This is a genomic window from Dolichospermum planctonicum, from assembly GCF_005402965.1.
Classification (GTDB): domain Bacteria; phylum Cyanobacteriota; class Cyanobacteriia; order Cyanobacteriales; family Nostocaceae; genus Dolichospermum; species Dolichospermum planctonicum.
This window is the reverse complement of the sequence record NZ_BJCF01000008.1, coordinates 1-24150: the sequence shown is the minus strand read 5'-3', so window position 1 is coordinate 24150 and position 24150 is coordinate 1. Positions and strand designations below refer to the sequence as shown.

General features: G+C 38.0%; 23 protein-coding genes. 17 read left to right on the top strand and 6 right to left on the bottom strand.

What is annotated here, in order from left to right; translation table 11 throughout:
• Positions 1-17 precede the first annotated feature (17 nt).
• From FFO06_RS05685 to uvrB, 5 genes are all read left to right on the top strand, one after another.
• Positions 18-803, top strand: coding sequence for an ABC transporter ATP-binding protein (locus FFO06_RS05685; protein ID WP_137907226.1), 786 nt, complete (start codon positions 18-20; stop codon positions 801-803).
• 13 nt (positions 804-816) lie between these two features.
• On the top strand, positions 817-1047 hold the full coding sequence (locus FFO06_RS05680) for a type II toxin-antitoxin system HicA family toxin (RefSeq protein ID WP_027402977.1): 231 nt from the start codon (positions 817-819) through the stop codon (positions 1045-1047).
• The gene (locus tag FFO06_RS05675) at positions 1044-1268 is read left to right on the top strand and encodes a type II toxin-antitoxin system HicB family antitoxin (protein WP_137907159.1); all 225 of its coding nucleotides are present in this window, start codon (positions 1044-1046) and stop codon (positions 1266-1268) included. Before FFO06_RS05680 ends, FFO06_RS05675 begins: the two co-directional genes overlap by 4 nt.
• Positions 1269-1357: 89 nt before the next feature.
• Complete coding sequence (locus tag FFO06_RS05670; RefSeq protein WP_137907158.1) at positions 1358-2719, top strand: GTP-binding protein; 1362 nt, start codon at positions 1358-1360, stop codon at positions 2717-2719.
• 249 nt (positions 2720-2968) lie between these two features.
• On the top strand, positions 2969-4966 hold the full coding sequence (gene uvrB, locus FFO06_RS05665; protein WP_137907157.1) for an excinuclease ABC subunit UvrB: 1998 nt from the start codon (positions 2969-2971) through the stop codon (positions 4964-4966).
• Between the two features lie 172 nt (positions 4967-5138).
• Here the strand turns inward: uvrB and FFO06_RS05660 are convergent, their stop codons facing one another.
• The gene (locus FFO06_RS05660) at positions 5139-5759 is read right to left on the bottom strand and encodes a tetratricopeptide repeat protein (protein ID WP_137907156.1); all 621 of its coding nucleotides are present in this window, start codon (positions 5757-5759) and stop codon (positions 5139-5141) included.
• 124 nt (positions 5760-5883) lie between these two features.
• Here FFO06_RS05660 and FFO06_RS05655 point away from each other — a divergent pair, with 124 nt between their 5' ends.
• From FFO06_RS05655 to thyD, 4 genes are all read left to right on the top strand, one after another.
• The gene (locus FFO06_RS05655; RefSeq protein ID WP_137907155.1) at positions 5884-7410 is read left to right on the top strand and encodes a type II CAAX endopeptidase family protein; all 1527 of its coding nucleotides are present in this window, start codon (positions 5884-5886) and stop codon (positions 7408-7410) included.
• A gap of 556 nt (positions 7411-7966) precedes the next feature.
• Positions 7967-8242, top strand: a complete 276-nt coding sequence (locus FFO06_RS05650) for a TM2 domain-containing protein (RefSeq protein WP_137907154.1) — start codon at positions 7967-7969, stop codon at positions 8240-8242.
• A 356-nt stretch (positions 8243-8598) separates the two neighbouring features.
• The gene (locus tag FFO06_RS05645; protein ID WP_137907153.1) at positions 8599-11025 is read left to right on the top strand and encodes a heavy metal translocating P-type ATPase; all 2427 of its coding nucleotides are present in this window, start codon (positions 8599-8601) and stop codon (positions 11023-11025) included.
• A 115-nt stretch (positions 11026-11140) separates the two neighbouring features.
• On the top strand, positions 11141-12061 hold the full coding sequence (thyD, locus tag FFO06_RS05640; RefSeq protein ID WP_137907152.1) for a thylakoid membrane protein ThyD: 921 nt from the start codon (positions 11141-11143) through the stop codon (positions 12059-12061).
• A 264-nt stretch (positions 12062-12325) separates the two neighbouring features.
• Here the strand turns inward: thyD and FFO06_RS05635 are convergent, their stop codons facing one another.
• The 3 genes from FFO06_RS05635 to FFO06_RS05625 all read right to left on the bottom strand — a co-directional run bounded on the left by FFO06_RS05635 (position 12326) and on the right by FFO06_RS05625 (position 13486).
• Positions 12326-12577 carry a DUF8620 family protein gene (locus tag FFO06_RS05635; RefSeq protein ID WP_028083014.1) on the bottom strand — a complete coding sequence of 84 codons (252 nt, stop codon included), beginning with the start codon at positions 12575-12577 and terminating at the stop codon, positions 12326-12328.
• A 44-nt stretch (positions 12578-12621) separates the two neighbouring features.
• Positions 12622-13047 (bottom strand): tetratricopeptide repeat protein, encoded by a 426-nt coding sequence (locus FFO06_RS05630; protein ID WP_137907151.1) that lies wholly within the window; start codon positions 13045-13047, stop codon positions 12622-12624.
• An 82-nt stretch (positions 13048-13129) separates the two neighbouring features.
• Positions 13130-13486 carry an iron-sulfur cluster assembly accessory protein gene (locus tag FFO06_RS05625; protein WP_028083016.1) on the bottom strand — a complete coding sequence of 119 codons (357 nt, stop codon included), beginning with the start codon at positions 13484-13486 and terminating at the stop codon, positions 13130-13132.
• 336 nt (positions 13487-13822) lie between these two features.
• On the opposite strand from FFO06_RS05625, the gene FFO06_RS05620 reads away from it, so the two are divergent.
• From FFO06_RS05620 to FFO06_RS05600, 5 genes are all read left to right on the top strand, one after another.
• The gene (locus tag FFO06_RS05620) at positions 13823-14989 is read left to right on the top strand and encodes an RNA-guided endonuclease InsQ/TnpB family protein (RefSeq protein ID WP_137907150.1); all 1167 of its coding nucleotides are present in this window, start codon (positions 13823-13825) and stop codon (positions 14987-14989) included.
• A 97-nt stretch (positions 14990-15086) separates the two neighbouring features.
• Entirely contained in the window at positions 15087-16694 is a 1608-nt protein-coding gene (locus FFO06_RS05615) for a DUF6930 domain-containing protein (RefSeq protein WP_137907149.1), read from the top strand.
• A gap of 318 nt (positions 16695-17012) precedes the next feature.
• Positions 17013-17183 carry a ribbon-helix-helix domain-containing protein gene (locus tag FFO06_RS05610; protein WP_137907148.1) on the top strand — a complete coding sequence of 57 codons (171 nt, stop codon included), beginning with the start codon at positions 17013-17015 and terminating at the stop codon, positions 17181-17183.
• Between the two features lie 82 nt (positions 17184-17265).
• Entirely contained in the window at positions 17266-18711 is a 1446-nt protein-coding gene (zds, locus tag FFO06_RS05605; RefSeq protein ID WP_137907147.1) for a 9,9'-di-cis-zeta-carotene desaturase, read from the top strand.
• Positions 18712-18775: 64 nt separating this feature from the next.
• Positions 18776-19219: an SRPBCC family protein gene (locus FFO06_RS05600; RefSeq protein WP_137907146.1), complete on the top strand. Its 444-nt coding sequence runs from the start codon at positions 18776-18778 to the stop codon at positions 19217-19219.
• Here FFO06_RS05600 and FFO06_RS05595 read toward each other — a convergent pair.
• Positions 19216-20160: an aldo/keto reductase gene (locus FFO06_RS05595; RefSeq protein ID WP_137907145.1), complete on the bottom strand. Its 945-nt coding sequence runs from the start codon at positions 20158-20160 to the stop codon at positions 19216-19218. The two genes, FFO06_RS05600 and FFO06_RS05595, sit on opposite strands and share 4 nt — an antisense overlap.
• 175 nt (positions 20161-20335) lie before the next feature.
• Between FFO06_RS05595 and FFO06_RS05590 the strand changes: the two genes are divergently transcribed.
• The 3 genes from FFO06_RS05590 (at position 20336) to FFO06_RS05580 (ending at position 23796) form a co-directional block, all read left to right on the top strand.
• Entirely contained in the window at positions 20336-21766 is a 1431-nt protein-coding gene (locus tag FFO06_RS05590; RefSeq protein ID WP_137907144.1) for a BCD family MFS transporter, read from the top strand.
• An 80-nt stretch (positions 21767-21846) separates the two neighbouring features.
• The gene (locus tag FFO06_RS05585) at positions 21847-22671 is read left to right on the top strand and encodes an inositol monophosphatase family protein (RefSeq protein WP_137907143.1); all 825 of its coding nucleotides are present in this window, start codon (positions 21847-21849) and stop codon (positions 22669-22671) included.
• A 171-nt stretch (positions 22672-22842) separates the two neighbouring features.
• Positions 22843-23796, top strand: coding sequence for an MDR/zinc-dependent alcohol dehydrogenase-like family protein (locus FFO06_RS05580; RefSeq protein WP_137907142.1), 954 nt, complete (start codon positions 22843-22845; stop codon positions 23794-23796).
• Positions 23797-23846: 50 nt separating this feature from the next.
• Here the strand turns inward: FFO06_RS05580 and FFO06_RS21100 are convergent, their stop codons facing one another.
• Positions 23847-23990, bottom strand: coding sequence for a hypothetical protein (locus tag FFO06_RS21100; protein WP_162501176.1), 144 nt, complete (start codon positions 23988-23990; stop codon positions 23847-23849).
• Between the last annotated feature and the right edge of the window lie 160 nt (positions 23991-24150).

Below are 24150 nucleotides of genomic sequence, written 5' to 3'. Positions count from 1 at the left end.
CTCAGGATAAAATCATGATGGTAAATAATATCAAATCACCGGAATTACCGCTATTGGCTGCAACTGGACTCTGTAAAAATTTTGGTGGAATTAAGGCAGTTGAAGAAGCGAATATTGAAGTTATCAAAGGTAGTATTACTGGGTTAATTGGTCCTAATGGTGCTGGTAAAACCACTTTATTTAATTTACTTTCTAATTTTATCCATCCAGATAAGGGTAGAGTCATTTTTGATGGTGAACCTATCCATCAATTACAATCATATCAAATTGCTCAACAAGGATTAGTCAGAACTTTTCAAGTTGCACGGGTTTTATCAAAATTATCGGTATTAGAAAATATGCTTTTGGGAGCGCAAAAGCAAACTGGTGAAAACTTTTGGCAAGTGCAACTGCAACCTCATGTTATTCTTAAAGAAGAAAAGCAATTAAAGGAACGGGCTATGTTTTTGTTAGAATCCGTAGGCTTGGAAAAAAAGGCTTCAGACTATGCTGGTGGTTTATCTGGAGGACAAAGAAAACTTTTAGAAATTGGCAGGGCATTAATGACTAATCCTAAGTTAATATTATTAGATGAACCTGCTGCTGGTGTCAATCCTCGATTAATTGATGAAATATGCGATCGCATTATCAGATGGAATCGTCAGGAGGGAATGACATTTTTAATTATTGAGCATAATATGGATGTAATTATGTCTTTATGTGATAGAGTTTGGGTATTAGCAGAAGGAAAAAATTTAGCTGTGGGGAATCCTCAAGAAATCCAAAATAATACCAAAGTTTTAGAAGCATATTTGGGACAATAACGTTATATTAGATATGCCTAAGAAAATTAGAGAACTGAAAAATTTATTACTGCAATCCGGTTTTACATATAAACCGGCAAAGGGAAGTCATAGCAAATGGATACATCCAAAATTATCTAAAGCTATTATCATTGCTGGTAAAGATGGTAGTGATGCTAAACAATATTTAGAGAAGCAAGTTAATGAAGCAATAGTAGAATTGAATAAAATAGAAACAGAAGAAAAGGAGGAATCAGAGGAATGAAATATACAATTATTATTCAATGGTCTAAGGAAGATGAATGTTATGTAGTTTCATTACCAGATTTTACAGATGTCATGCAGCCTTGTACTCATGGAGACACTTATGAAGAGGCTTTAAAAAATGCCCAAGAAGTTTTAGAAATGCTGATTTCATCTTATTTAGAAGACGGACAACCAATACCTGAACCGCAAATTTTAGGAAAATCATTAACAGCAGCTTAATTTTTCATTAGTCCACGCAGGTGGACTTTATTTGTATAGCTGTGATTTATAATCGCCAAGGCTTTTTATTCCTATAAAAACTAAAACCAGTGAGTAACCGTAACCTACAAGAAACCCATTTAAACCGCGCCCGTGCTAGTCTTAGACAAGCATTATCTTGGTATGGATATCTCCGTAAATCTGGACAACTAGCCGCCAACCCAGAATTAGAAAATTTACTCAAACCGGAAATAGAAGCTTTAAATAACACATTGAGTAAATTAGATGCAAATGTGATTAGAATTGCGGCTTTTGGTTTAGTCAGTCGGGGAAAGTCAGCAGTATTAAACTCTTTAATAGGGGAAAAAATTCTGCAAACAGGACCTTTAAATGGTGTGACTCAATGGCCGCGTTCTGTGCGCTGGAAACCGGGGGATAAGGTATTAGTCGAATTAATAGATACCCCTGGGTTAGATGAAATTGCAGGAGAATCAAGGGCGGAAATGGCGCGAAATGTAGCCCGTCAAGCGGATTTAATTTTGTTTGTTGTTTCTGGGGACATTACTAAAACTGAATATCAAGGATTATGGGAATTACGTCAAGCCCAAAAACCCTTAATTTTAGTTTTTAATAAAATTGATTTATATCCAGAAATTGACAGAAATGCAATTTACAAAAATCTGCAACAATTAGGGGCGGGAAATTCCCAAAATAATCCTTTATTACCAGATGAAATTGTCATGGTAGCAGCAGAACCTGCGCCCATGGAGGTGAGAGTAGAATATCCAAATGGAACTATTAATTATGAATGGGAAACACCACCTCCCCAGGTAGAGGAATTAAAGCAAACAATCTTGAATATATTAAACAGAGAAGGACGATCTCTTTTAGCTTTAAATGCACTAATTCAAGCTAGGGAATCTGAGGAAAATATCGCCCAAAAAACCATTGATATGCGGGAAAAAGAAGCAGAAGATATTATTTGGCGATTTACTCAATATAAGGCTTTAGTTATTGGTTTAAATCCTATTGCTTTTTTAGATATAATTGGCGGTTTTATTACTGATTTAGCCTTAATTCGTACCTTAGCTAAATTGTATGGTTTACCTATGACTAGTTATGAAGCTAGTAAATTATTAAAAACCATTTTATTTAGTTCCGGTGGTTTATTGTTGGGAGAAATCAGCAGTAATTTAATATTAGGTTTAGGTAAAACTACCGCAGCCCTAACTAGTGGTGATAATCCATTTAACATTACCACTTTTACCAGCAGCGCCATTATTCAAGGAGGAATTGCTGGTTATGGTGCTTATACCGTCGGTAAAGCTGCAAAGTTATATCTAGAAAAAGGCTGTACTTGGGGACAGTTGGGCGCTAATACCGTCATTCAGGAGATTTTATCTCAAGTTGATAAAAACACTATTTTGTATCGCTTACAGCAAGAATTGGGCGGTAATTTTGGAGAATTTTGATTTTTAATTAATCAAAAATAATCAAAAAAAAGAAAATTTTTTTTGTTGTGGGGATTGACTTCCGGTGCTAGGGGTGATATTGTGATAATGGGAGTGCGTCTTTTAATAAAAATTTTATCACCACTCCATTATATTAATATAGCACATCGCCGGCGATGTTGCAACTCCACCCCGAAAAAAAAATTTGCCCCCCCCCCGACGCAAAGCTGAGAAATTGTGTAGAATTGCTGGGTGTAACGATGAACTGAGATAATGGATTTTAATCTGCAAGCGCCCTTTGTCCCTACGGGTGATCAACCACAAGCGATCGCTCAACTTTCTGCTAGTATTCAAAAAGGAAATCATTATCAAACATTACTTGGTGCGACAGGAACCGGGAAGACATTTTCCATAGCCGCAGTTATTGCTAAAGTGAATAAACCTACTCTAGTATTAGCACATAATAAGACATTAGCAGCCCAATTATGTAATGAACTGCGGGAGTTTTTTCCTGATAATGCAGTAGAGTATTTTGTTAGTTATTATGATTATTATCAACCCGAAGCATATCTACCGGTTACAGATACTTATATAGAGAAAACATCAGCAATTAATGAAGAAATAGATATGTTACGACATTCTGCTACCCGTTCGTTATTTGAACGTCGGGATGTAATTGTTGTTGCTTCAATTAGTTGTATTTATGGTTTAGGAATGCCGGCAGAATATTTAAAAGCTGCAATTCGATTACAAATAGGAATGGAAATTGATCCCCGGCAAATTTTACGAGATTTAACAGCAGTTCAATATAGTCGTAATGACATAGAAATGGGGAGGGGTAAATTCCGAGTTCGAGGTGATGTTTTAGAAATTTCTCCGGCTTACGAAGATAGAATTATTCGCGTCGAATTTTTTGGTGATGAAATTGACGCAATCAGATATATAGATCCTGTCAGCGGTGAAATGATTGGTAATTTAGAAGTAGTAAATATTTATCCTGCGCGTCACTTTGTTACTCCCAAAGAAAGAGTAGAAATAGCTTGTGAAGATATCGCTAGAGAACTAAAACAGCAAAAATTAATATTAGAAGAAACGGGGAAATTAGTTGAAGCGCAACGTATTGATCAACGCACCCGTTATGATTTAGAAATGTTAAGAGAGGTGGGATATTGTAACGGAGTAGAAAATTATTCTCGTCATTTAGCCGGAAGACAAGCAGGAGAACCACCAGAATGTTTAATTGATTATTTTCCCAAAGATTGGTTATTAGTTATAGATGAATCTCATGTTACCGTTCCCCAAATTCGGGGAATGTATAACGGAGATCAAGCGAGGAAAAAAGTATTAATAGATCATGGTTTTCGACTTCCGAGTGCTGCGGATAATCGTCCTTTAAAGGCAGAAGAATTTTGGCAAAAAGTCAATCAATGTATTTTTGTTTCTGCGACTCCAGGAAATTGGGAATTAGAGATTTCTGAAGATCAGATTATCGAACAAGTAATTAGACCAACAGGAGTAATTGATCCAGAAATATTTGTGCGGCCAACGGAGGGACAAATTGATGATTTATTAGGAGAAATAAAAGATCGAGTTGACCGTCAGGAAAGAACGTTAATTACAACATTAACTAAACGTATGGCTGAAGATTTAACCGAATATTTAGAAGCAAGGGGAATTAAAATTAGATATTTGCATTCAGAAATTAATTCTATTCAACGGATAGAAATTTTACAAGATTTGCAAAATGGTGTTTTTGATGTCTTAGTTGGTGTAAACTTATTACGGGAGGGTTTAGATTTACCAGAAGTTTCTCTAGTTGCAATTATGGACGCAGATAAAGAAGGATTTTTGAGAACAGAACGTTCTTTAATTCAAACTATTGGACGCGCAGCACGTCATGTTAAAGGAAAAGCCATTTTATATGCTGATAAATTAACAGATAGTATGATTAAAGCTATTGATGAAACTGATAGAAGAAGGGGGATTCAAATGGCTTATAATGAACTGCATGGAATCATACCGCAGCCGATTAAGAAGAAGTCGAGTAATGCTATTTTATCATTTTTAGATGCTTCTCGGCGTTTAAATGCTGGTGATTTAAAAATAGTTGATGAACATTTAGATGAATTATCTTTGGAAGATATTCCTGAGTTAATTATCTTATTAGAAAAACAGATGAAAGAAGCAGCGAAGAAGATGGAATTTGAAGAGGCTGCAAAATTACGCGATCGCATTAAGCATTTAAGAGATAAAATGTTAGGACGTTAATATATGGTATTTGTGATTTGTGTAAATATTTTTTTAACGAACCACAGAGAACACAGAGAACGCAGAGGAAGAGCGGAGGAGGGGATGTTTTGTGGTGACAACGAAGCACCAATATTAAAGCTAAAGCGCAAATGAATAGCAGTAGGAACTTTATTAAAGAATGTAACTTTATCTAATTCCATTTCCGTAAATTTTTATGAACCACTGCTAAATACCACATATAGTCATCAATTTTGTACTCGTCCGCAGCTTTGAGAATATATTCCCGTGCTAAGTCTAAATTATTCTCAGCTTCATAATATAAACCCAAATAGAGATGACTGTAAAAGTTACCCTTTAATCCTGATAATTTTCCCACATTCAAAACATCATCTTTGGAACAATTACCAGCAAAGAAATCATATATAACTCTCATAATTTTCCGAGAATCATTTTTCACAGGTAATAGAGAATTACGTGCTTCCGTAACTCCAGATAATCTAGCCATACAAAGATACCGCCAAACGGTTTCCTCCACATCTTGAGAATTGACAGTTAAATCAATTTCAAACTGTTTAGCACCCTGAGAAAATCGTTCAGCATAATAATAAGATAAACCCCGTTGCCAAAGATAAGGAGTAATGTGAAAATCTAAATTTTCCGCAGTATCAAAATCTTGAATTGATTCCTGAATTTTCCCTAACTTAAAATAGACCATACCTCGACGAATATAACTATGAGGATGATTTGGCTGACGATTAATAGTATGATTCCATTCCTCTAGTTGATCTTGTAAAGAATTAATAAAAAACATATTAATAAGTAATTTTCTTCTTCTGTGTTCTCTGTGTTCTCTGTGGTTCGTTAAAAAAAATTAACTCCACCCTGCGGTACTAGCTTATAATACACCTTGTACCTGCATATTCAAAGGGGAATAGATGACAATTAAGCGGTTGCTGTTAATAGTGCTAACGCTATTAGTGATTATGTTGTCAGGTTTATCTTTATTAAGTAGCTGGCAAAAACCTCAATTCCAAAGTCGTCTAGAATTGTACCAGACTAATATAGTTTTACAGGCCCAAGCATGGCAACCAGAAGATAGTAGTGATCATAGCATTCAAACAATTCAGGAATCTATTATTGGCGAAAATCCCTTAGAAAGCGCGACCAAGCAATATCAAGAAGCTAGTGAATCTATCAAAACTAGTTTACAGGTAACTAAAAAGAAGTTAACGAAACTCCAATTTTCAGTAACTACTTCTATTTCCGCAGAAGAGAAAAGTTTACAAAACTTAATCCAGGAAGAGGAGAAATTGTTAGCGGAAGTAGACTTACGACTGGGAATTTTGCAAGCACAGGAACAAGAAACAGATAAAGCTATCAAAACCTGGAGTAATCTACAGCAATACTCAGATATTAACCCCAAATATCCAGAAACCGCTGAAACATTAACCGGAATGTGGAGTAAACCTCCGCGTTTATTCCCCAAAGCTGAAAAACTGATTCAACAAAACCTCAATGGTTGGTTTCGGGATACAGCCTTAGTGCAATTATATAGACTTCAACAACGTCAAGAAGCGTTATCAGCTTTAGAAATTGCCCAACAAGAGGCTGCAACCCAAGCGTTGTTCAAATTAGGAATAATTGCGACTATTCCCAGCTTAACAGCTTTAATAGGGACAATTCTGCTCATTTTCTTATTGACTCAACGCTTACTCAAAGGTCGAGAATCCCTATTAGCTAGAAATGGTGATTTACTTTGGTCAACTCCTTGGAATTGGGAAATAATTATTCAGGTTTTTGTCCTTGGTTTCTTTTTAATGGGGCAATTATTTATACCAGAATTATTATCTATTTTGCCTATTCCCCGTGGTACAGGTAATGTAAGAGTTGAAGCTTTGACAGTTTTAGTCAGTTATGTGTTAGTTGCTTTAGGTTGTTTGTCAGTGCTGTATTTTTCTATCAAGCGTTTTTTCCCCCTTCCTCCCAACTGGTTTCGCTTTAATTTCTTTAGTAATTGGTTTTGGTGGGGAATAGGTGGATATTGTACAGCTTTACCCATTGTCGTTATCGTATCGTTAATTAACCAAAAATTATGGCAAGGACAGGGGGGAAGTAACCCACTATTGCAAATGGCGCTAGAAAGTCGAGATCATACTGCATTGGGGATATTTTTCTTTACCGCAGCTATAGCAGCACCGGTTTTTGAAGAATTTCTATTTCGCGGGTTTTTATTACCATCTATGACGCGCTATACTTCCGTATGGGGGGCAATTTTCACCAGCGCACTGTTATTTGCTGCTGCTCACCTCAGTTTATCAGAAATACTACCGTTGACAGCATTGGGAATAGTATTGGGAGTAGTTTACACGAGAACACGCAACTTATTAGCCTCCATGTTCCTCCATAGTCTTTGGAATAGCGGCACATTAATCAGTTTGTTTATTCTAGGTAGTAATAACTAAGTGAATGTCAGATAATAGGTAAAGACAATTCATGAAGTTATCAATAATCCTTCCTAAGCTATGACGCGGCTAAATTGTACAATCCTAATATGGCTAAATCTTGTGGTGCGGGCATCTTGCCCGCTATGATTATACTTAAATGCAGAACAGCTTAGTCAGGGATAATACGAATTTTATATGCAGATGCACAGAATAATAATCACTCGTACAACTTCATCTTAATTTGGTATTAAGGATGAGGTAAAAACTAACCACTTGAGGATATAAAGGAATAAGAAATTAAGTCCTTAACTGCTTGTTCAAAAATCATCCGGATCTGACAAAAATAGATAGGTATAAAAATCTATATCGTCCTAGCAATACTTTTTTCAAGGTTAATCATTGCCGGGTATTGGTAAATGTGATATGATAAGGCAATATTTATTTTTTGCCAAATTTGCTATATTTTATGATTATTTGAATCATACAGGAGTCATGTTTAAAAAAGTAATTATCTAATTATCAATGATCAATTCCGTAAATTTTATAATTTAGACATGAAGGAGAATAGCTAAATATGACTAATGTTAACCCTTCCTATGCTACAAAACAACTGTTAGCTGGTTATGCGGGAATTGTTTTTGGTGGTTTTGGTTTGCATAAATTTATTCTTGGTTACACATCAGAAGGTTTTATTATGTTGGTAATTTCCGTTGTTGGTGGCTCCCTTACCTATGGATTTACATTAATAATAATGCAACTGGTCGGTTTGATTGAAGCCATGATTTACTTAAATAAACCTCATGAAGAATTTATTAATACCTACTTTGTAAATAAACAAGGTTGGTTTTAGGATTTTTTATCAAGTAAATTGATATGCAAATTCTCAAACATAAACATAAGCACTTACTCATCCTGCTAATGATGAGTATGGGGTATTTTAGTGTAGTATCAGATTGGGAAATAAATTATTTTTGGAAAAGCCTGATTTTGATGTTGCCATTACAGTTAACGGCTATAATTTACACTACCAGGACAAAACTATGATGTTTGGGATGAAGATATTTTGGGGATTTTTGTCGAGAAGTTAGGATATAAAAAAACTTAATATTTTTTCCCTCGCCTGAAGTGCAGATTTTCGCCTAATCTCAAGGTAGAGACACTGGTTGTGAAGTGTCGAACCCAGAAGAGTGAATGTAAAAACCTATCATGCAACTAACCCCAAAAACTGAACTACTGGTCCTGGAATCTACTCCCTCCCAAAAAATACTAACTAGCGAGAAAATTATTTTAGACGTTGGGGGGATGAAGTGTGGTGGATGCGTTAATGCAGTAGAAAAACAGCTTATTCAGCATCTAGGAGTTAAAAGCGTCTGTGTTAACTTAACAACGGAAGTTGCAGTAGTAGAAATAGAACCTGGTGCTGTAGATGCAGATACACTGATTCAGGGGTTAACAGCCACAGGATTTCCCAGTCAACTACGTACAGCTAAAAGTGCTGGTGATCAATCTGCTGTTTCCCCCAACCCCGCCTCAAGACAGCGCCAAGAAATGCAGTCTATAATTAGACAGTTAGTAGTGGCTGGCTTGTTACTATTTTTATCAGGAATTGGCCATTTTGGTAATATTGGTGCAATTTTACCTATTTTAAATAACATCTGGTTTCATTGTGGACTAGCTACCATAGCAATTATTATTCCTGGTAGACCAATTTTAGTGGAAGGCTGGTTAGGTTGGCGACGGGGTGCGCCCAATATGAATACCCTGATTGGTTTGGGAACGCTTACAGCTTATATTGCCAGTTTAGTAGCTCTATTGTTTCCCCAAATGGGTTGGGAATGCTTTTTTGATGAACCAGTAATGATGCTAGGTTTTATTCTTTTGGGGAGAACCTTAGAAAAACAAGCTAGACTCCGCGCGGCTAAAGCATTTCGCCAATTATTAGCCCTTTCTCCGCAAACAGCCCGGTTAATTATTAACCCAGAACCAGAAAAATTAATTGCTGGTGCAAATATTATCGAAATTCCGGCGGAACAGGTGCGGGTAGGTGAATGGTTACAGGTGCTACCAGGTGATAAAATTCCCGTTGATGGTGAGGTTCGTTTTGGACAAACTACCATAGATGAATCAATGTTAACCGGGGAATCAGTACCCGTAATTAAACAACCAGGAGATATTGTCACTGGGGGAACTTTAAATCAGTCAGGAGCGATCGCTATTCAAGCCACCCGCACAGGTGATGATACTACTCTAGCCCAAATCGTGGCTTTAGTAGAAGCGGCCCAAACTCGTAAAGCTCCAGTGCAGAAATTAGCGGATACGGTGGCTGGTTATTTTACCTACGGTGTCTTAGCAGCGGCTTTTTTCACCTTTGGATTTTGGTATTTGTGGGGAACTCACTTATGGCCAGATGTTACCATGTCTGGGACAATGGAAATGGCTCACAATATGGGACATCATCCCCAGCATTTAGTCCCCCATACTGAGTATTATTCACTATTAATTAGTTTAAAATTAGCGATCGCTGTCATGGTAGTTGCTTGTCCCTGTGCTTTAGGACTAGCTACCCCCACAGCTATTCTGGTGGGTACTGGTGTAGGTGCAGAAAGGGGATTATTAATTAAAGGTGGTGATGTTTTAGAAAAAGTTCATAAATTAGACACTATAGTTTTTGATAAAACCGGAACTCTCACCACAGGTAAACCCACGGTGACAGATTGTATATCCATTACCGAATCAGCTTTAGAAATATCATTAATTCAACTAGCAGCGGCGGTAGAAAGCGGCACTTATCATCCCCTAGCTACAGCCATCCAAGAAGAGGCCAAACGCCAATATTTAAGCATTCCCAATGCTGTAGACTTCCATACTGAACCTGGTATGGGTGTGTCCGCTGTTGTGGAGGGTAAAAATGTGCTTTTAGGTAACTGGGAATGGTTTAATTATCACCAAATTGATATTAACGAAACAGCACAACAACAGGGAAATAAATTAGCCAAAGCGGGAAAAACTGTCATAGGTGTGGCTGTAGATGGGATTTTAACCGGATTAATTGCTGTGAGTGATACCCTCAGACCAGATGCTCAAACCGCAGTAGATAAATTACATCAGATGGGTTTGCGGGTAATGTTGCTTAGTGGTGATAGAATGGAAGCAGCTACGGCGATCGCTAAACAACTAGGAATAAATAACACTGATATCATAGCAGGTATCCCGCCAGCCCAAAAAGCTGCTATGATTCAATCTCTTCAGTCTGGGAAAAGCAAATCATTCGTCGCTATGGTCGGAGACGGTATTAATGACGCTCCAGCTTTATCACAGGCCGATGTAGGCATCGCTTTACATTCTGGCACAGATGTCGCTATGGAAACCGCCGAAATTATTTTAATGCGAAATTCTCTGATTGATGTTGTCAAAGCCATTCACCTCAGTCGAGCGACTTTTAATACTATTCGCCAAAATTTATTTTGGGCTTTTGCTTATAATACAATAGGTATTCCCTTAGCTGCTGGTGTACTATTACCTAGCTGGGGTTTTAATCTTGGTCCGTCCAGTGCAGCAGCACTAATGGCCTTTAGTTCTGTCAGTGTTGTCACTAATTCAATTTTTTTAAGGAGGTTGGCTCTAAACCGATAGCCACTGTGGCCTAGTCACAATTGACGTTAAATTAAAAGATACCAAAATTCTCAAACTTTTCTAGAGGCTTCAATTCCCAGGTTTTTAGCGTAATTTCTCATCAAAAACAGGCAAAATGAAAATAGCGATTAGTGGTGCAACAGGATTTGTGGGTAGTCGGCTAGTAGAAAGACTATACACCGAAGGTCATAAAGTAATTGTATTAACACGGAATGTCACATCTGCCCAAAAGGTTTTTCCGGCTTCAGCTTTTCCTAATTTAGAAATTATTGCCTATACCCCCACCGTATCAGGTTCGTGGCAAGATGCTATAATAGGTTGTGATGGAGTAGTGAATTTAGCCGGAGAACCCATTGCGGAAGAACGGTGGACACCAGAACGGAAACAGGAACTTCTCCACAGTCGCAAACTGAGTACAGAGAAAATTGTCGCAGCCATAACTAAAATCAATCCTCGACCAACTGTATTAGTTAATGCTTCTGCTATTGGTTATTACGGAACTAGCGAAACAGCAACCTTTGATGAAAATAGTCCCCCTGGTCAAGATTTTCTCTCCCAAGTCTGCAAAGAATGGGAAAAAGAAGCTGAGAAAGTTAAAGATACTGGTGTCCGTTTAGTGATTTTGCGTTTAGGCATTGTTTTAGGGAATGGTGGTGCTTTAGGGAAAATGATTACCCCTTTTAAACTCTTTGCTGGTGGACCCATTGGTAGTGGTCGTCAGTGGTTTTCCTGGATTCATTTAGATGATATTGTCAGTTTAATTATCCAAGCTTTAACCCAACCCACAATGAGCGGAGTATATAATGCTACTGCTCCCCATCCCGTGCGGATGACAGAATTAAGCACAACTATGGGTCAAGTGATGAATCGTCCTTCCTGGTTACCTGTACCTGCTTTTGCTTTAGAAGCGATGTTAGGAGATGGGGCAAAAGTGGTATTAGAAGGGCAGCAAGTCTTACCCCAACGGACTTTAGCATCAGGTTTTCAGTATCAGTATCCTAACTTACAACCAGCATTAACACAGATTCTTAAATAGTCGTAAGTTTACCAATAGCTGATGTTAACTTAGTTATATTATTAACAGTCCTAAGCTGTTGTGGTGCGGGCATCTTGCCCGCTGTAATTATATATATAAACTAAATGCAGTACAGTTGATGACTAGCAGCTAATCTTGCTATGGCAAATCACTTGATTTTTTTGCTACAGACCAGGGTCGAATTTGACCTAAAGTTACGGTAATTCTGTCACTAACATAGTTCATCTCTTTTTTCTAGTTTATAGCACTTGGCAGATTAGCAGATTAGGACAATTCATTTTTTGTCAATTTTTTAGACACCCAGCTAATAATACCACTCAGCAAAGCCCCTCCCATGAGGATGCCAATAGCAGGGTTAAATAATGGTATCCACAGTTTATGCCATAAATCCAAACCAAGGTTGATTCCCGAAGCATCACCAATCACAGCAATAACAAGCCACGCGAAACCTAAAATCACAAGGAAAACATCAGCAACAAGGATGAAGTTAAGCCAGTTTAATAATTTGTCTTTCATTTTTATTGGTAATTAGTGATTGGTGATTGGTGATTAGTAAAGAGTTAATTGTCTTCAAATAACCATTTTTTGACTTTGGCTAAATTTTGCCAATCAGGTTTTCTACTGAAACCATCTTCAATACTATTTTTAACTTCTTCTTGCCATTCTTCATTGACAAATATTAACTGTTTTGCAAACTCAATGTGTTCACGCAAACCTTTTTGACCTGTTTCCAGCATAGCTAAAGCGAGATTAATTCTTGCTTGTGGGTCTTGGGGATTAAGTTTCACCGCTTTATTGGCGGCTTTATAAGCCAGTGAACCCTTGTTATCAAGGAGATATAACCAAGCTAGACAAATCCAAGCTGAACTAGCTTTAGGAGAGCGATCGCATACCTCTTTAAATACAGGAATTAGAGATTCTACAGATTCTCCAGCTTTATACCGTTCTAAACCTGTATCAAATAGGGAATCAATTGTATTAGTCATTTGTTAGTTGTCAGTTGTCAGTTGTCAGTTGTCAGTTGTCAGTTGTTATTAGCAACCAATAACTGACAAACCTGTCTAAATATTACACACCGAAAGATTTACCGCAACCGCAAGTTTGGACAGCGTTGGGGTTAGTGAATTGGAAACCACCACCAATCATGGCATCGCTATAATCGAGCATGAGACCATAAAGGTAAAGTAAACTTTTGCGATCGCTGATAATTTTGAAGCCATCATAATCAAAAACCTCATCATCGGGGGTAATCTTGCTGATATCCTCAAAATCCATCATATAAGACATTCCCGAACAACCACCTTGTCTAACTCCCACCCGTAGACATAAATCTTTTCCTTGTTTGTCTTGAAGAGACTTAACTTGACGCAATGCAGTTTCAGATAACAGAATTGAGCGTTGTTGAGTTTGAGTGGCTTGTGTCATGGATGATTAACTCCTGAACTGATTTGATCAATACTCTAGCAGGGGTTTTAGTACCTCTGGGGTTATGGATGTTTTTGTATTCATTTTAGCGACATGAGGATAGGAAAACAGCATCAGAAGATGGGAACATGAGAACATGGGTAGAAGATGATCAATTATTCTTGCCCTCTTCCCCGTTGCCTGTTTCTGAGCAACCCAGAATTTTTATTCTAGAATTGAAGGCTAATTAACAGTAACTCAAAAGCTAACAATTAATAACAATTAAGCACTTATGCTTTCTATGCAAAGTCACACCTCTATGGTAACAATATTGGAATTTTGTTGTAAAATATCTTTATGCTACTAGGATTCAAGACAGAACTCAAGGTAAACAAGCAACAAAAACTACTACTGGCACAGCACGCAGGAGTAGCTAGACACGCTTGGAATCAAGGTTTAGCATTGTGTCAACAGGTTATCATACATAACAAACTTAATCCTGAAGATAAAATTAAATTTCCTACAGCCATAGATTTACATAAATGGCTAGTAGCATCAGTTAAAAGTCAATGTCAATGGTATTATGAAGTATCTAAATGCGCTCCTCAATACGCATTAAGATATTTATCAGAGGCCTTTAAATCTTTTTTCAAGAAAAACACAGGATTTCCTAAATTCAAGAAAAAAGGTAAACATGATTCTTTTACTTTAGATGGTGCAATTCACATTGAGCAGAAAAAAGTAAAAGTTCCTGTCATTGGTTGGCTAAAAACTTATGAAGTTCTCCCCTTTGGATATCAACCCAAATCAGTCACAATTAGCAAACAAGCTGACAAGTGGTTTGTATCTTGGAAAATAGAAGTAGAAACCAGTCAAAACCCTAAAAAACAAGAGTGTGTGGGAGTTGACTTAGGTATAAATCATTTAGCAATGTTATCAACAGGAGAAGTATTTGATGGCTTAAAAAGCTATAAAAAGTATGAATCTAAACTGGCAAGAATGCAATATTTAAATCGGCATAAAAAAGTCGGTTCTAATAATTATATAAAATCCCAAATCAAAATAGCAAGACTACACCAAAAAATAGCTAACATGAGAAAAGATACATTACACAAAATCACTACTTATATCAGCAAAAACCACGCGGTAATAGGGATAGAAGATTTGAATGTGTCTGGAATGTTAGCAAATGGTAAGTTATCAAAAGCTATTGCTGATATGGGCTTTTATGAATTTAGGAGGCAGCTAGAATACAAAACTCAACTATATGGCAGTAAGTTAGTAGTTGTGGATAGATTTTATCCCAGTAGTAAAACTTGCTCCAGTTGTGGAGAAAAAAAATCATCACTGTCATTATCTCAAAGAGTGTTTAAATGTGAGAAATGCGGTTTTGAGTGTGATAGAGATGTAAACGCTGCAATTAATTTGAAACAAGAAGCGGTTAGATTAACCGTGTTAGCCTGTGGACTAGATAGTGCCGACACTTCTAGGATGAAGCAGGAAGAAAAAGCAGACTTTTGTTAGCACTAGTTAGCTTTTTTGGATCGGATTAGGTATGTTTAATGATTAACCATTCCCAAAAGTCGCTCTTCTCGTCGCTTTGTTTTGACTCATTTATTCTATGACAAGTTTTAATCGCTCTACCAGTCGTCGGTTGCAGAAATTAACCCAGATTCCTTCTGTATGGGAGGGCGATCGCCGTCCATTGTCATCACCACACAGCCCAGCCGACCCAGAGTCCAAAGGAGAATGTATTATCTGGGTGGATGCCTCAGAAGGTATAGTTAGAGGCATGGACATGGTAGATCCCAGTCTGGGACCTGAAGCCATTGTGCGGACATTAATGCGGGCAATAGAACATCCACAAAGTCCGGCCAAGCCCGCTAGACCCCAAAGAATCGTTGTACGGGATCGAGAAATTCAATTTTACTTGCGGGGTGTGTTGCAAGATTTAGGTATTGCTATTGACTATGTACCCGAATTACCAATAATTGATGAACTTTTTCGCTCTTTTGCGGAAATCGTTGACGGACAAACTCCTGATTTACCGCCCAAATATGCCAAGCTCCTCCATGATAAAGCCTTAGAAGTCTGGCAAGCTGCTCCTTGGAACTTTTTAGAGGAACAGCAAATTTTATCAATAGAAATTAATCAATGGGATGTAGACAAACTCTATGCCTCTGTCATGGGAATGTTAGGAATTGAGTATGGAATTTTGTTTTATCGTTCTGAGGATTCCCTGAAGCGGTTTCGGGCTGCCGTTATAGCTGATGATGATGAAACAAATCGAAATTTAGAGGCAGCCTTCCTCAAACAAGATTGTTTATTTCTCACTTTTGATTCTGTAGATGATAACGACGATGATGATCTAGGTGATTTGGCGGATATGCCTGATTCAGAAATTGAACCTACTTTCGGGAATATTCACCCGTTAGAAGGGCTACGTTCGGTTTTGTATGAAGAAGAAGCGCTACTAACTTTTGTCGCTTTAGAAAGTTTACTGCGGTTTGTGCGTGATTACCGTCGTCAATTATCTCAGGAAGATGGTCTCACTCTGGGCCAACGTTATCGAATTTCCTTACCAGAAACCGATGGAAATCGTAAATCCTTAACTGTCGCTGTTTCTACAATGCCAGAATTGACAGCAGAACTAGAAGAAATGGCTGGTTTGGATGAAGATGAAGAAGATGAAGAAGATGATTCTATATTTGAAGCCTTAAGAGACGATTTGATTCCAGAAGATGCGTTTATGAGTCTAGGTGTGTTATCCTGGAAAACATTAGATCACCTACGTCAAGGTGCTAACCACCAAGCAGGGGGTGAATTTGAGCCTGTGGGGGATGGTTTACCTGTGATTGTGATTCAAACCTCTCGTCCTAAAGCTAAGGGGATTATTAAAAATATTCAAGAGGCTGGAGGACTGAACGCAATTTGTTTCCATACTGTTACTGATCCGATAGATGATAATCTCTATGACTTGGGTTTATTGCAAACACGTAATCATGAATTATTTCTGTTTGGGCAATTTTTAGATGATGACCCAGTGCATATAGAGGCTAAGAGAAAATGGCATCAGCGATGTCAAAATACTCAGGGTCATTGTGGTTTAATTATTGCTAAGGGATTGACTGGCTCAACTCGTGGTAATCCCCAATTAGGAGATATGATGGCTCTATTGGAAGCTCATGTACTTTCCGCTGCTGAGTTGACCTTGGAGACAGTTGACTAAATAGAAAACCTAATTACCTTGGCTACAGCTATAAAAATCCGGTCGCTTCAGTGTTTGAATTGTGGAACTGAACAGGACCTAGATGGAAATGTTGGGTATTGCCACGACTCTAACACAGAGACAGAGCAAAATCAACGGTTATATTATTCTACGAAGTGTCAAGAATCACCGAGGCTTCTGCCCGGTGAATATATCAATTGAATATCTTTAATAAAATTAATTTTTTTGTTACTTTGTTAATTCAGACTTACTCTGATAGTATCATTTCTGTTTTGAGTTCCCAGACTCTTGAAATCAAGTTAACATACAGCTAAGTGCATGATAATGACAAATAAAAAATGGGCCGTTAAACGGATAACAGTTAATCTAGCAACACAAGAAGCAGAGAAACTAGAAAAATATTGTCAACAGACAGGGAGACCAGCAACAGATGTAATTCGGGAACTAATTAGAAGTTTACCCCAAGGGGAAGAAGTGGCAAACAATTAATAATTGCCAATTAATAATTCCCAGCAAATTCCCACACTAATTCAGTTACAATTTGTAAAGAGATTGAACAAGGAACGAGGGAATGCGCGTTGCAATTGTAGGTGCGGGACTTGCTGGGTTATCAACTGCGGTAGACTTAGTAGATAGGGGCTGTGAAGTAGAAATTTTCGAGTCTCGTCCCTTTGTGGGTGGCAAAGTCAGCAGTTGGGTAGATAATGATGGCAATCATATTGAAATGGGGCTGCACGTATTTTTCGGCTGCTACTACAATCTGTTTGCATTAATGGAGAAGGTTGGTGCTGGAGAAAACTTACTCATCAAAGAACATAGTCATACTTTTATTAATAAAGGCGGAAAAACAGGAGCTTTAGATTTTCGCTTTTTCACGGGTGCGCCTTTAAATGGATTAAAGGCGTTTTTCACAACTTCTCAACTGTCTTTACAGGATAAACTACAAAATGCGATCGCTTTGGGTACTAGCCCAATAGTACAGGGTTTAGTAGACTTTGACGGAGCAATGAAAACTATCCGCAAATTAGATAAAATCAGCTTTTCTGATTGGTTTTATAGTCACGGAGGCAGTAAAGGTAGTATTAAACGCCTATGGAATCCTATTGCTTATGCACTGGGATTTATAGATTGTGACAATATTTCTGCCCGGTGTATGTTGACAATTTTCCAGTTTTTTGCTGTCAGAACCGAAGCTTCAATTTTGCGAATGTTGGCGGGTTCACCTTCCGAATATTTACATAAACCTATTGTTAAATATTTAGAAGAAAGAGGCACAAAAATATACACTCGTCGTCAAGTGCGAGAAATTCGGTTTACTGATGTGGTTGGGGAAGCAGAAACCCGCGTAACTGGTATATTAGTTGCTCAAGGTGATACAGAAGAACTGATCACGGCTGATGCTTATCTTTGCGCTTGTGATGTTCCCGGAATCCAACGAGTTTTACCCCAGGCCTGGCGGAAATGGCCAGAATTTGATAACATTTATAAGTTAGATGCTGTCCCCGTCGCTACAGTGCAGCTACGTTTTGATGGTTGGGTGACAGAACTAGAAGATGAGGAAAAACGTAAACAGCTTTCCGCAGCCGTGGGAATAGACAATCTATTGTACACTGGTGATGCAGATTTTTCCTGTTTTGCTGATTTGGCTTTGACTAGCCCCGCAGATTATTATCGTCCTGGGGAAGGTTCATTATTACAATTGGTGTTAACACCGGGAGATCCTTTTATTAAACAAAGTAATGAAGCGATCGCTCACCACGTGCTTAAACAAGTCCATGAACTATTTCCTTCCGCAAGGGATTTAAACATGACTTGGTACAGTGTGGTTAAATTAGCTCAGTCTTTGTATAGAGAAGCACCGGGCATGGATGAATACCGTCCAGATCAAAAAACACCCATACCTAACTTTTTCTTAGCTGGAAGTTACACCCAACAGGATTATATTGATAGCATGGAAGGAGCAACAATTTCTGGACAACGTGCGGCCAAAGCAATTCTGGAAAGTTTGAAGAAGTAGGTAATGGGTAATGGGTAATGGGTAATGGGTAATAACAACTAACCGCAGACCAATCTAAAATCCTATGAGTGAATGGCTAGAACATAGTGTACAGGTAGAGGTAGAAGTTCCCATAGAATTAGCATGGGGGCTTTGGTCTGATTTAGAACAAATGCCTAAATGGATGAAATGGATTGATTCTGTGCAAATTCTCCCAGATAAACCGGAAATTTCTCTATGGAGACTGAAAACAGGGGGGTTAGAATTTACATGGAAATCCCGAATTACTAAAATAATTCCTCATCAAATTATTCAATGGGAGTCTGTGGATGGTTTACCAAATCAAGGAGCAATTCGCTTTTATGATCGCTATGATAATAGCATCGTGAAAATGACGGTTTCCTATGCAATTCCTGGCTTAATTGGTAAACTCATGGATAATTTGTTTTTAGGAAAGGTGGTAGAGTCCACAATTCAAGCGGATTTAGAAAGGTTTAAACAATACGCTTTGAATGTGAAGGACAATTAATGTAACCAAAGACGAGTAATTTTCTCTAATGCGGAAATTTCGTCTGCGGTCATTTGCCAACCTAAAGCACCAACATTTTGTTTAACTTGTGTTGCGGTTTTGACTCCAACAATGGGAATCACATTACCTTGAGCTATTAACCAGTTTAAGGATACTTGGGCAGGGGTGCGATGGTACTTTTCACCAATCTCTCGTAACAAAGATAACAATGGAGCGATCTTATTTAAACCATCTTGACTAAATCGCGGATCTATGCTTCTTGCACCTTGAGGTTTTTGAGAGGATATATACTTACCTGTGAGTAATCCTTGAGCTAGGGGACTATAAGCTAAAATAGTTACACCTAACTCACGGGCTGTTTGGTAAATACCGTTACCTTCTATTTGGCGCGTTATTAGTGAATAACGCACCTGATTTACAGCCAAAGGTACACCCTTAGCGGCTAATATCTGGTGTGCTTCTCGCATTTGAGCGGCTGAATAATTACTGACACCAACTGCCCCTATTCTACCTCGTTTGACTTCATCTGCCAGGGTATTCATGAGAGTTTCTTGACTCAAAAAGAACGCAAAAGGCCAATGAACTTGGTATAATTCAATTCTCTCAACTTGGAGACGTTGGAGACTGGCCGTTAAAGCTTCAGATACAGATTTACCCTGCCAACGCCAAGGTAAAGGTCCAAACTTGGTAGCAATTTGTACTTTTTGGTTGGTTTGTTTCATGAACCGGCCTAAAAATTCTTCCGAAAGTCCTAAACCGTAAACTTCCGCAGTATCAAAGAAAGTGACACCAGTATCTAAGGCGGTGTTAAAAGCAGCTTGTAACTCTTCTTCACCGTATTCATGACCATAATTCCAAAAGAGTTTGTCACCCCAAGCCCAAGTACCGATACAAAGAGGGGGAACAGCTAAACCATTTTTTCCTAAGGTGATAGTTTGCATTTGGGTAAAATTGAATTTATTTATATTTCTTTACTTTTTTAGTTTACCGTGATCAAAGTTAAGTCGTTGGATAATGGCAGTATGAATTATGTTTCGCGCTAAGACGCAAAGGCGCGAAGTTGAAGATTTTGATTGGGAAAATGCTATATTTTGTCAGGAATAGAAAAAATTACCTATGGACGATAATACATATCATAACCAAAACCAATCTCTGGTTTTACCCCGGGTGAATATTTTCACCATGTTCCGGCTAGGATTGTTTCAAATGGGGTTGAGTATGATGTCTATTTTGACTTTGGGGGTACTCAACCGAGTCATGATTCAGGAAATTGCCATTCCGGCTACATTGGTGGCTTTTGTGTTAGCATTGCCTTTGTTTGTGGCCCCAACCCGAATTTTATTTGGGCAAATGTCCGATGCTAGACCATTATGGGGATATCATCGCACAAGTTATGTATGGTTGGGAGCAGGAATATTTGCGATCGCTGCCTTTTGTGCGGTACAAGTAATATGGCAGTTAAATTCTGCTAATATGGGCGAAAGTTGGGTATGGACTAGCCAAACAATGGCTTGGACAGCGGTTTTAGGTTTAGTTTTCGTGGTCTACGGACTGGCCATTTGTGCTAGTGGTACGGCTTTTGCGGCTTTATTAGTTGATATTTCCGAAGCCGACAACCGTTCTCAAGTTGTCGGTATTGTTTGGTCAATGTTGATGGTAGGGATTATAGTTGGAGCTATTATCAGTTCTAGCTTATTAAACCAATTAAACGCTAATGCACCCATAGAAACTTTACAAGCTGCAATAAATCGCTTATTCCAGATTGTTCCCGGTATGGTTTTTTGTTTAGCAATTGTCGCTACTTTGGGGGTAGAAAAAAAATATTCTCGTTTTTTCCATCGTTCTACTCCAGAAAACCGGGAAGATAGTATTACCTTAGGTGGTGCTTGGAAAATTTTAACAGCTAGTCCCCAAACAGGTTTGTTTTTCACTTTTTTATTAGTGATGACTATTAGCTTGTTTATGCAAGATCCTATTCTAGAACCTTACGCAGGGGAAGTGTTTAAAATGCCTTTAGCGGAAAGTACCAAACTCAACGTTTTTTATGGAACGGGCATATTAATCTCCTATGGTATCACAGGTTTTTTGATTGTGCCTCGGTTGGGTAAACGCAAAACTATAAAATTAGGCTGTGTTTTAGTCGCATTTGCGGCTTTATTACTGGGTTTTTCGGGATTATCTGCCAATCCATTGGAACTGAAATCAACTTTAGTTTTATTTGGTTTAGCGACTGGTGTTGTCACCACTGCGGCAGTTAGTCTGATGTTAGATTTGACAATTGCTGAAGCTGCCGGTACATTTATAGGTGCTTGGGGACTTGCTCAGTCTATATCTAGAGGAATTGCCATTGTCATTGGTGGTACTATTTTAGATGTGGGGCGCAAGTTGTTACCAGATAACTTAGTATTAGCTTATGGTTTGGTATTTGCTTTAGAAGCTTTGGGAATGTTGGTATCAATTGCTTTTTTGAATCGTGTCAATGTGGCAGAATTTCAAACTAATACCAAAAAGGCTTTAGCTTCTGTTCTCGAAAGTGATTTAGATTAATGGTAATGGGTAATTGGTAATTGGTAATTGGTAATTGAAAACCAACTGACAACGGACAACGGACAACTGACTAATAACAAATGAACGACTTTTGGAATACGATTTTAGAATTTGCTGAAACCACTACTATCAGAGTAGGAAAACAGTTAATGCAGGATTTTGGCAAAGTTCAAGCTACACAAAAACCTGATGGTAGTTTAGTGACAAAATCCGATAAATGGGCAGATCAAGAAATTAGAGATGCTATTGTTTCTACTTTCTCAGGTTACGGCATTTTGAGCGAAGAAAGTGATAACGTGCTGCAAGCAGGTCAAAGTTTTCCTGATAAAGAATGGTGTTGGGTAATTGATCCTTTAGATGGTACAACTAATTTCACCAGAGGACTTCCTATTTGGTCAATTTCTCTGGGTTTACTTTATCGAGGAACGCCGATTTTTGGCTATGTTTATGTGCCACCATTAAATCAAGCCTTTTACGGGTTTTGGGCGGGTTCATCGGGCTTAACAACGCCAACGGGAGCATTTTTAAATCATCATCCTATCCATACAAGTAAAGATATTCCTAGCAAAAACCACTTTTTTAATCTTTGTTCTCGCAGTACCGGCATTATTAAACCGGATTTTCCCTGTAAAATTCGGATGTTAGGGGTTGCTAGTTATAACTTTCTGACAGTCGCAACCGGTGCGGTTTTGGGGGGAATTGAAGCCACACCAAAGGTATGGGATATTGCAGCTGCTTGGGTAATTGTTCAAGCTGCTGGTGGTACATGGTTATCTCTCAATTCTGTGTCTTTTCCATTATCGCCGGGAATGGATTATAGCGATCGCTCTTTTCCGACCATGGTTGTGAGTAATTTAGGTTTAGTCCCCATTTTTACACCATTTCTCTCTCATCTCAAACTCTAAAATGTCTAGTTTGATTTTTGGAGATTTCTGGAATTTAGTACAATCATGGTAGCTACTATGGCTAAAATCAAAATTTTACAGGACAATAGATATTATAGCTTGTTATTATGGGAATTTTAGAAGGAGTAGAAGTATAGAAATAACAAATAACAAATAACAACTAACAAAATTATGAAAGGACTTTGGCTAGAAAGTAATCAATTACAATTACGTACTGATATTCCTATTCCTGAACCACCAGCGGGGGAGGCTTTAGTGCGGGTTTTGTGTGCGGGAATTTGTAATACTGATTTGGAATTAATTAAAGGTTATTATCCCTATACTGGCATTATTGGCCATGAATTTGTTGGTGTTGTAGAACAAGGTCCAGAACATTTAATTAATCAAAGAGTAGTGGGGGAAATTAATGCTGCTTGTGGTTATTGTCGCTTTTGTCGCAGTGGACAACCTACCCATTGCGAAAATCGGACGGTTTTAGGTATTGTGAACCGTAATGGTGCTTTTGCAGAATATCTATCTTTACCTATTGAAAATTTGCATATTGTACCGGAAAATGTCTCTACAGCAGCTGCAACTTTTACAGAACCCCTGGCCGCAGCTTTGGAAATTCAACAACAAATAACATTATGTGAAGATGATCGAGTATTAGTAGTTGGAGATGGTAAACTGGGTCAATTAATAGCCCAAACTTTAGCTTTAACTGGTTGTGATTTATTAGTAGTGGGAAGACATGAAGATAAATTACTAAATTTGGCAGCGAGAGGAATTAAAACCGCTTTGGCTAATAGTGTCAAAGATAGATATTTTGATGTTTCTATTGATTGTACAGGAAATCCAGAAGGTTTTAATACTGCCCGACGGGCTTTACGTCCTCGTGGTACATTGATATTAAAAAGCACCTATGCAGGAAATCTCAGTTTAGATGCTTCTGCTTTGGTGGTAGATGAAATTACTCTCATTGGTTCTCGTTGCGGTCCTTTTGTGCCAGCGTTAGAATTATTAGGGACCAAAAAGGTAAATGTACAATCTTTAATTCAGGGTATTTATCCCCTATCTCTTGGTTTAGAAGCTGTTGAAAAAGCTAAAACTAAAGGGGTTTTAAAAGTGTTGTTAGAGATGATTTGATAGATAATTGTCAGTTATTTTGTAGCTGTATTTGATAATGTTCATTATTTCTATGATCCAGTAAGTTCAGCTTGAGTGAGGTATACTTTATGCGGGCAAGATGCCCGCACCACAAGAGTTTTATCATTAATAATTAATATCTGTACTTGATAATATCGGGAATTGCTGTAAGTGCTGTATTTGATAATGTTCATTATTTCTATGATCCAGTAGGTTCAGCTTGAGTAAGGTATACTTTATGCGGGCAAGATGCCCGCACCACAAGAGTTTTATCATTAATAATTAATATCTGTACTTGATAATATCGGGAATTGCTGTAAGTGCTGTATTTGATAATGTTCATTATTTCTATGA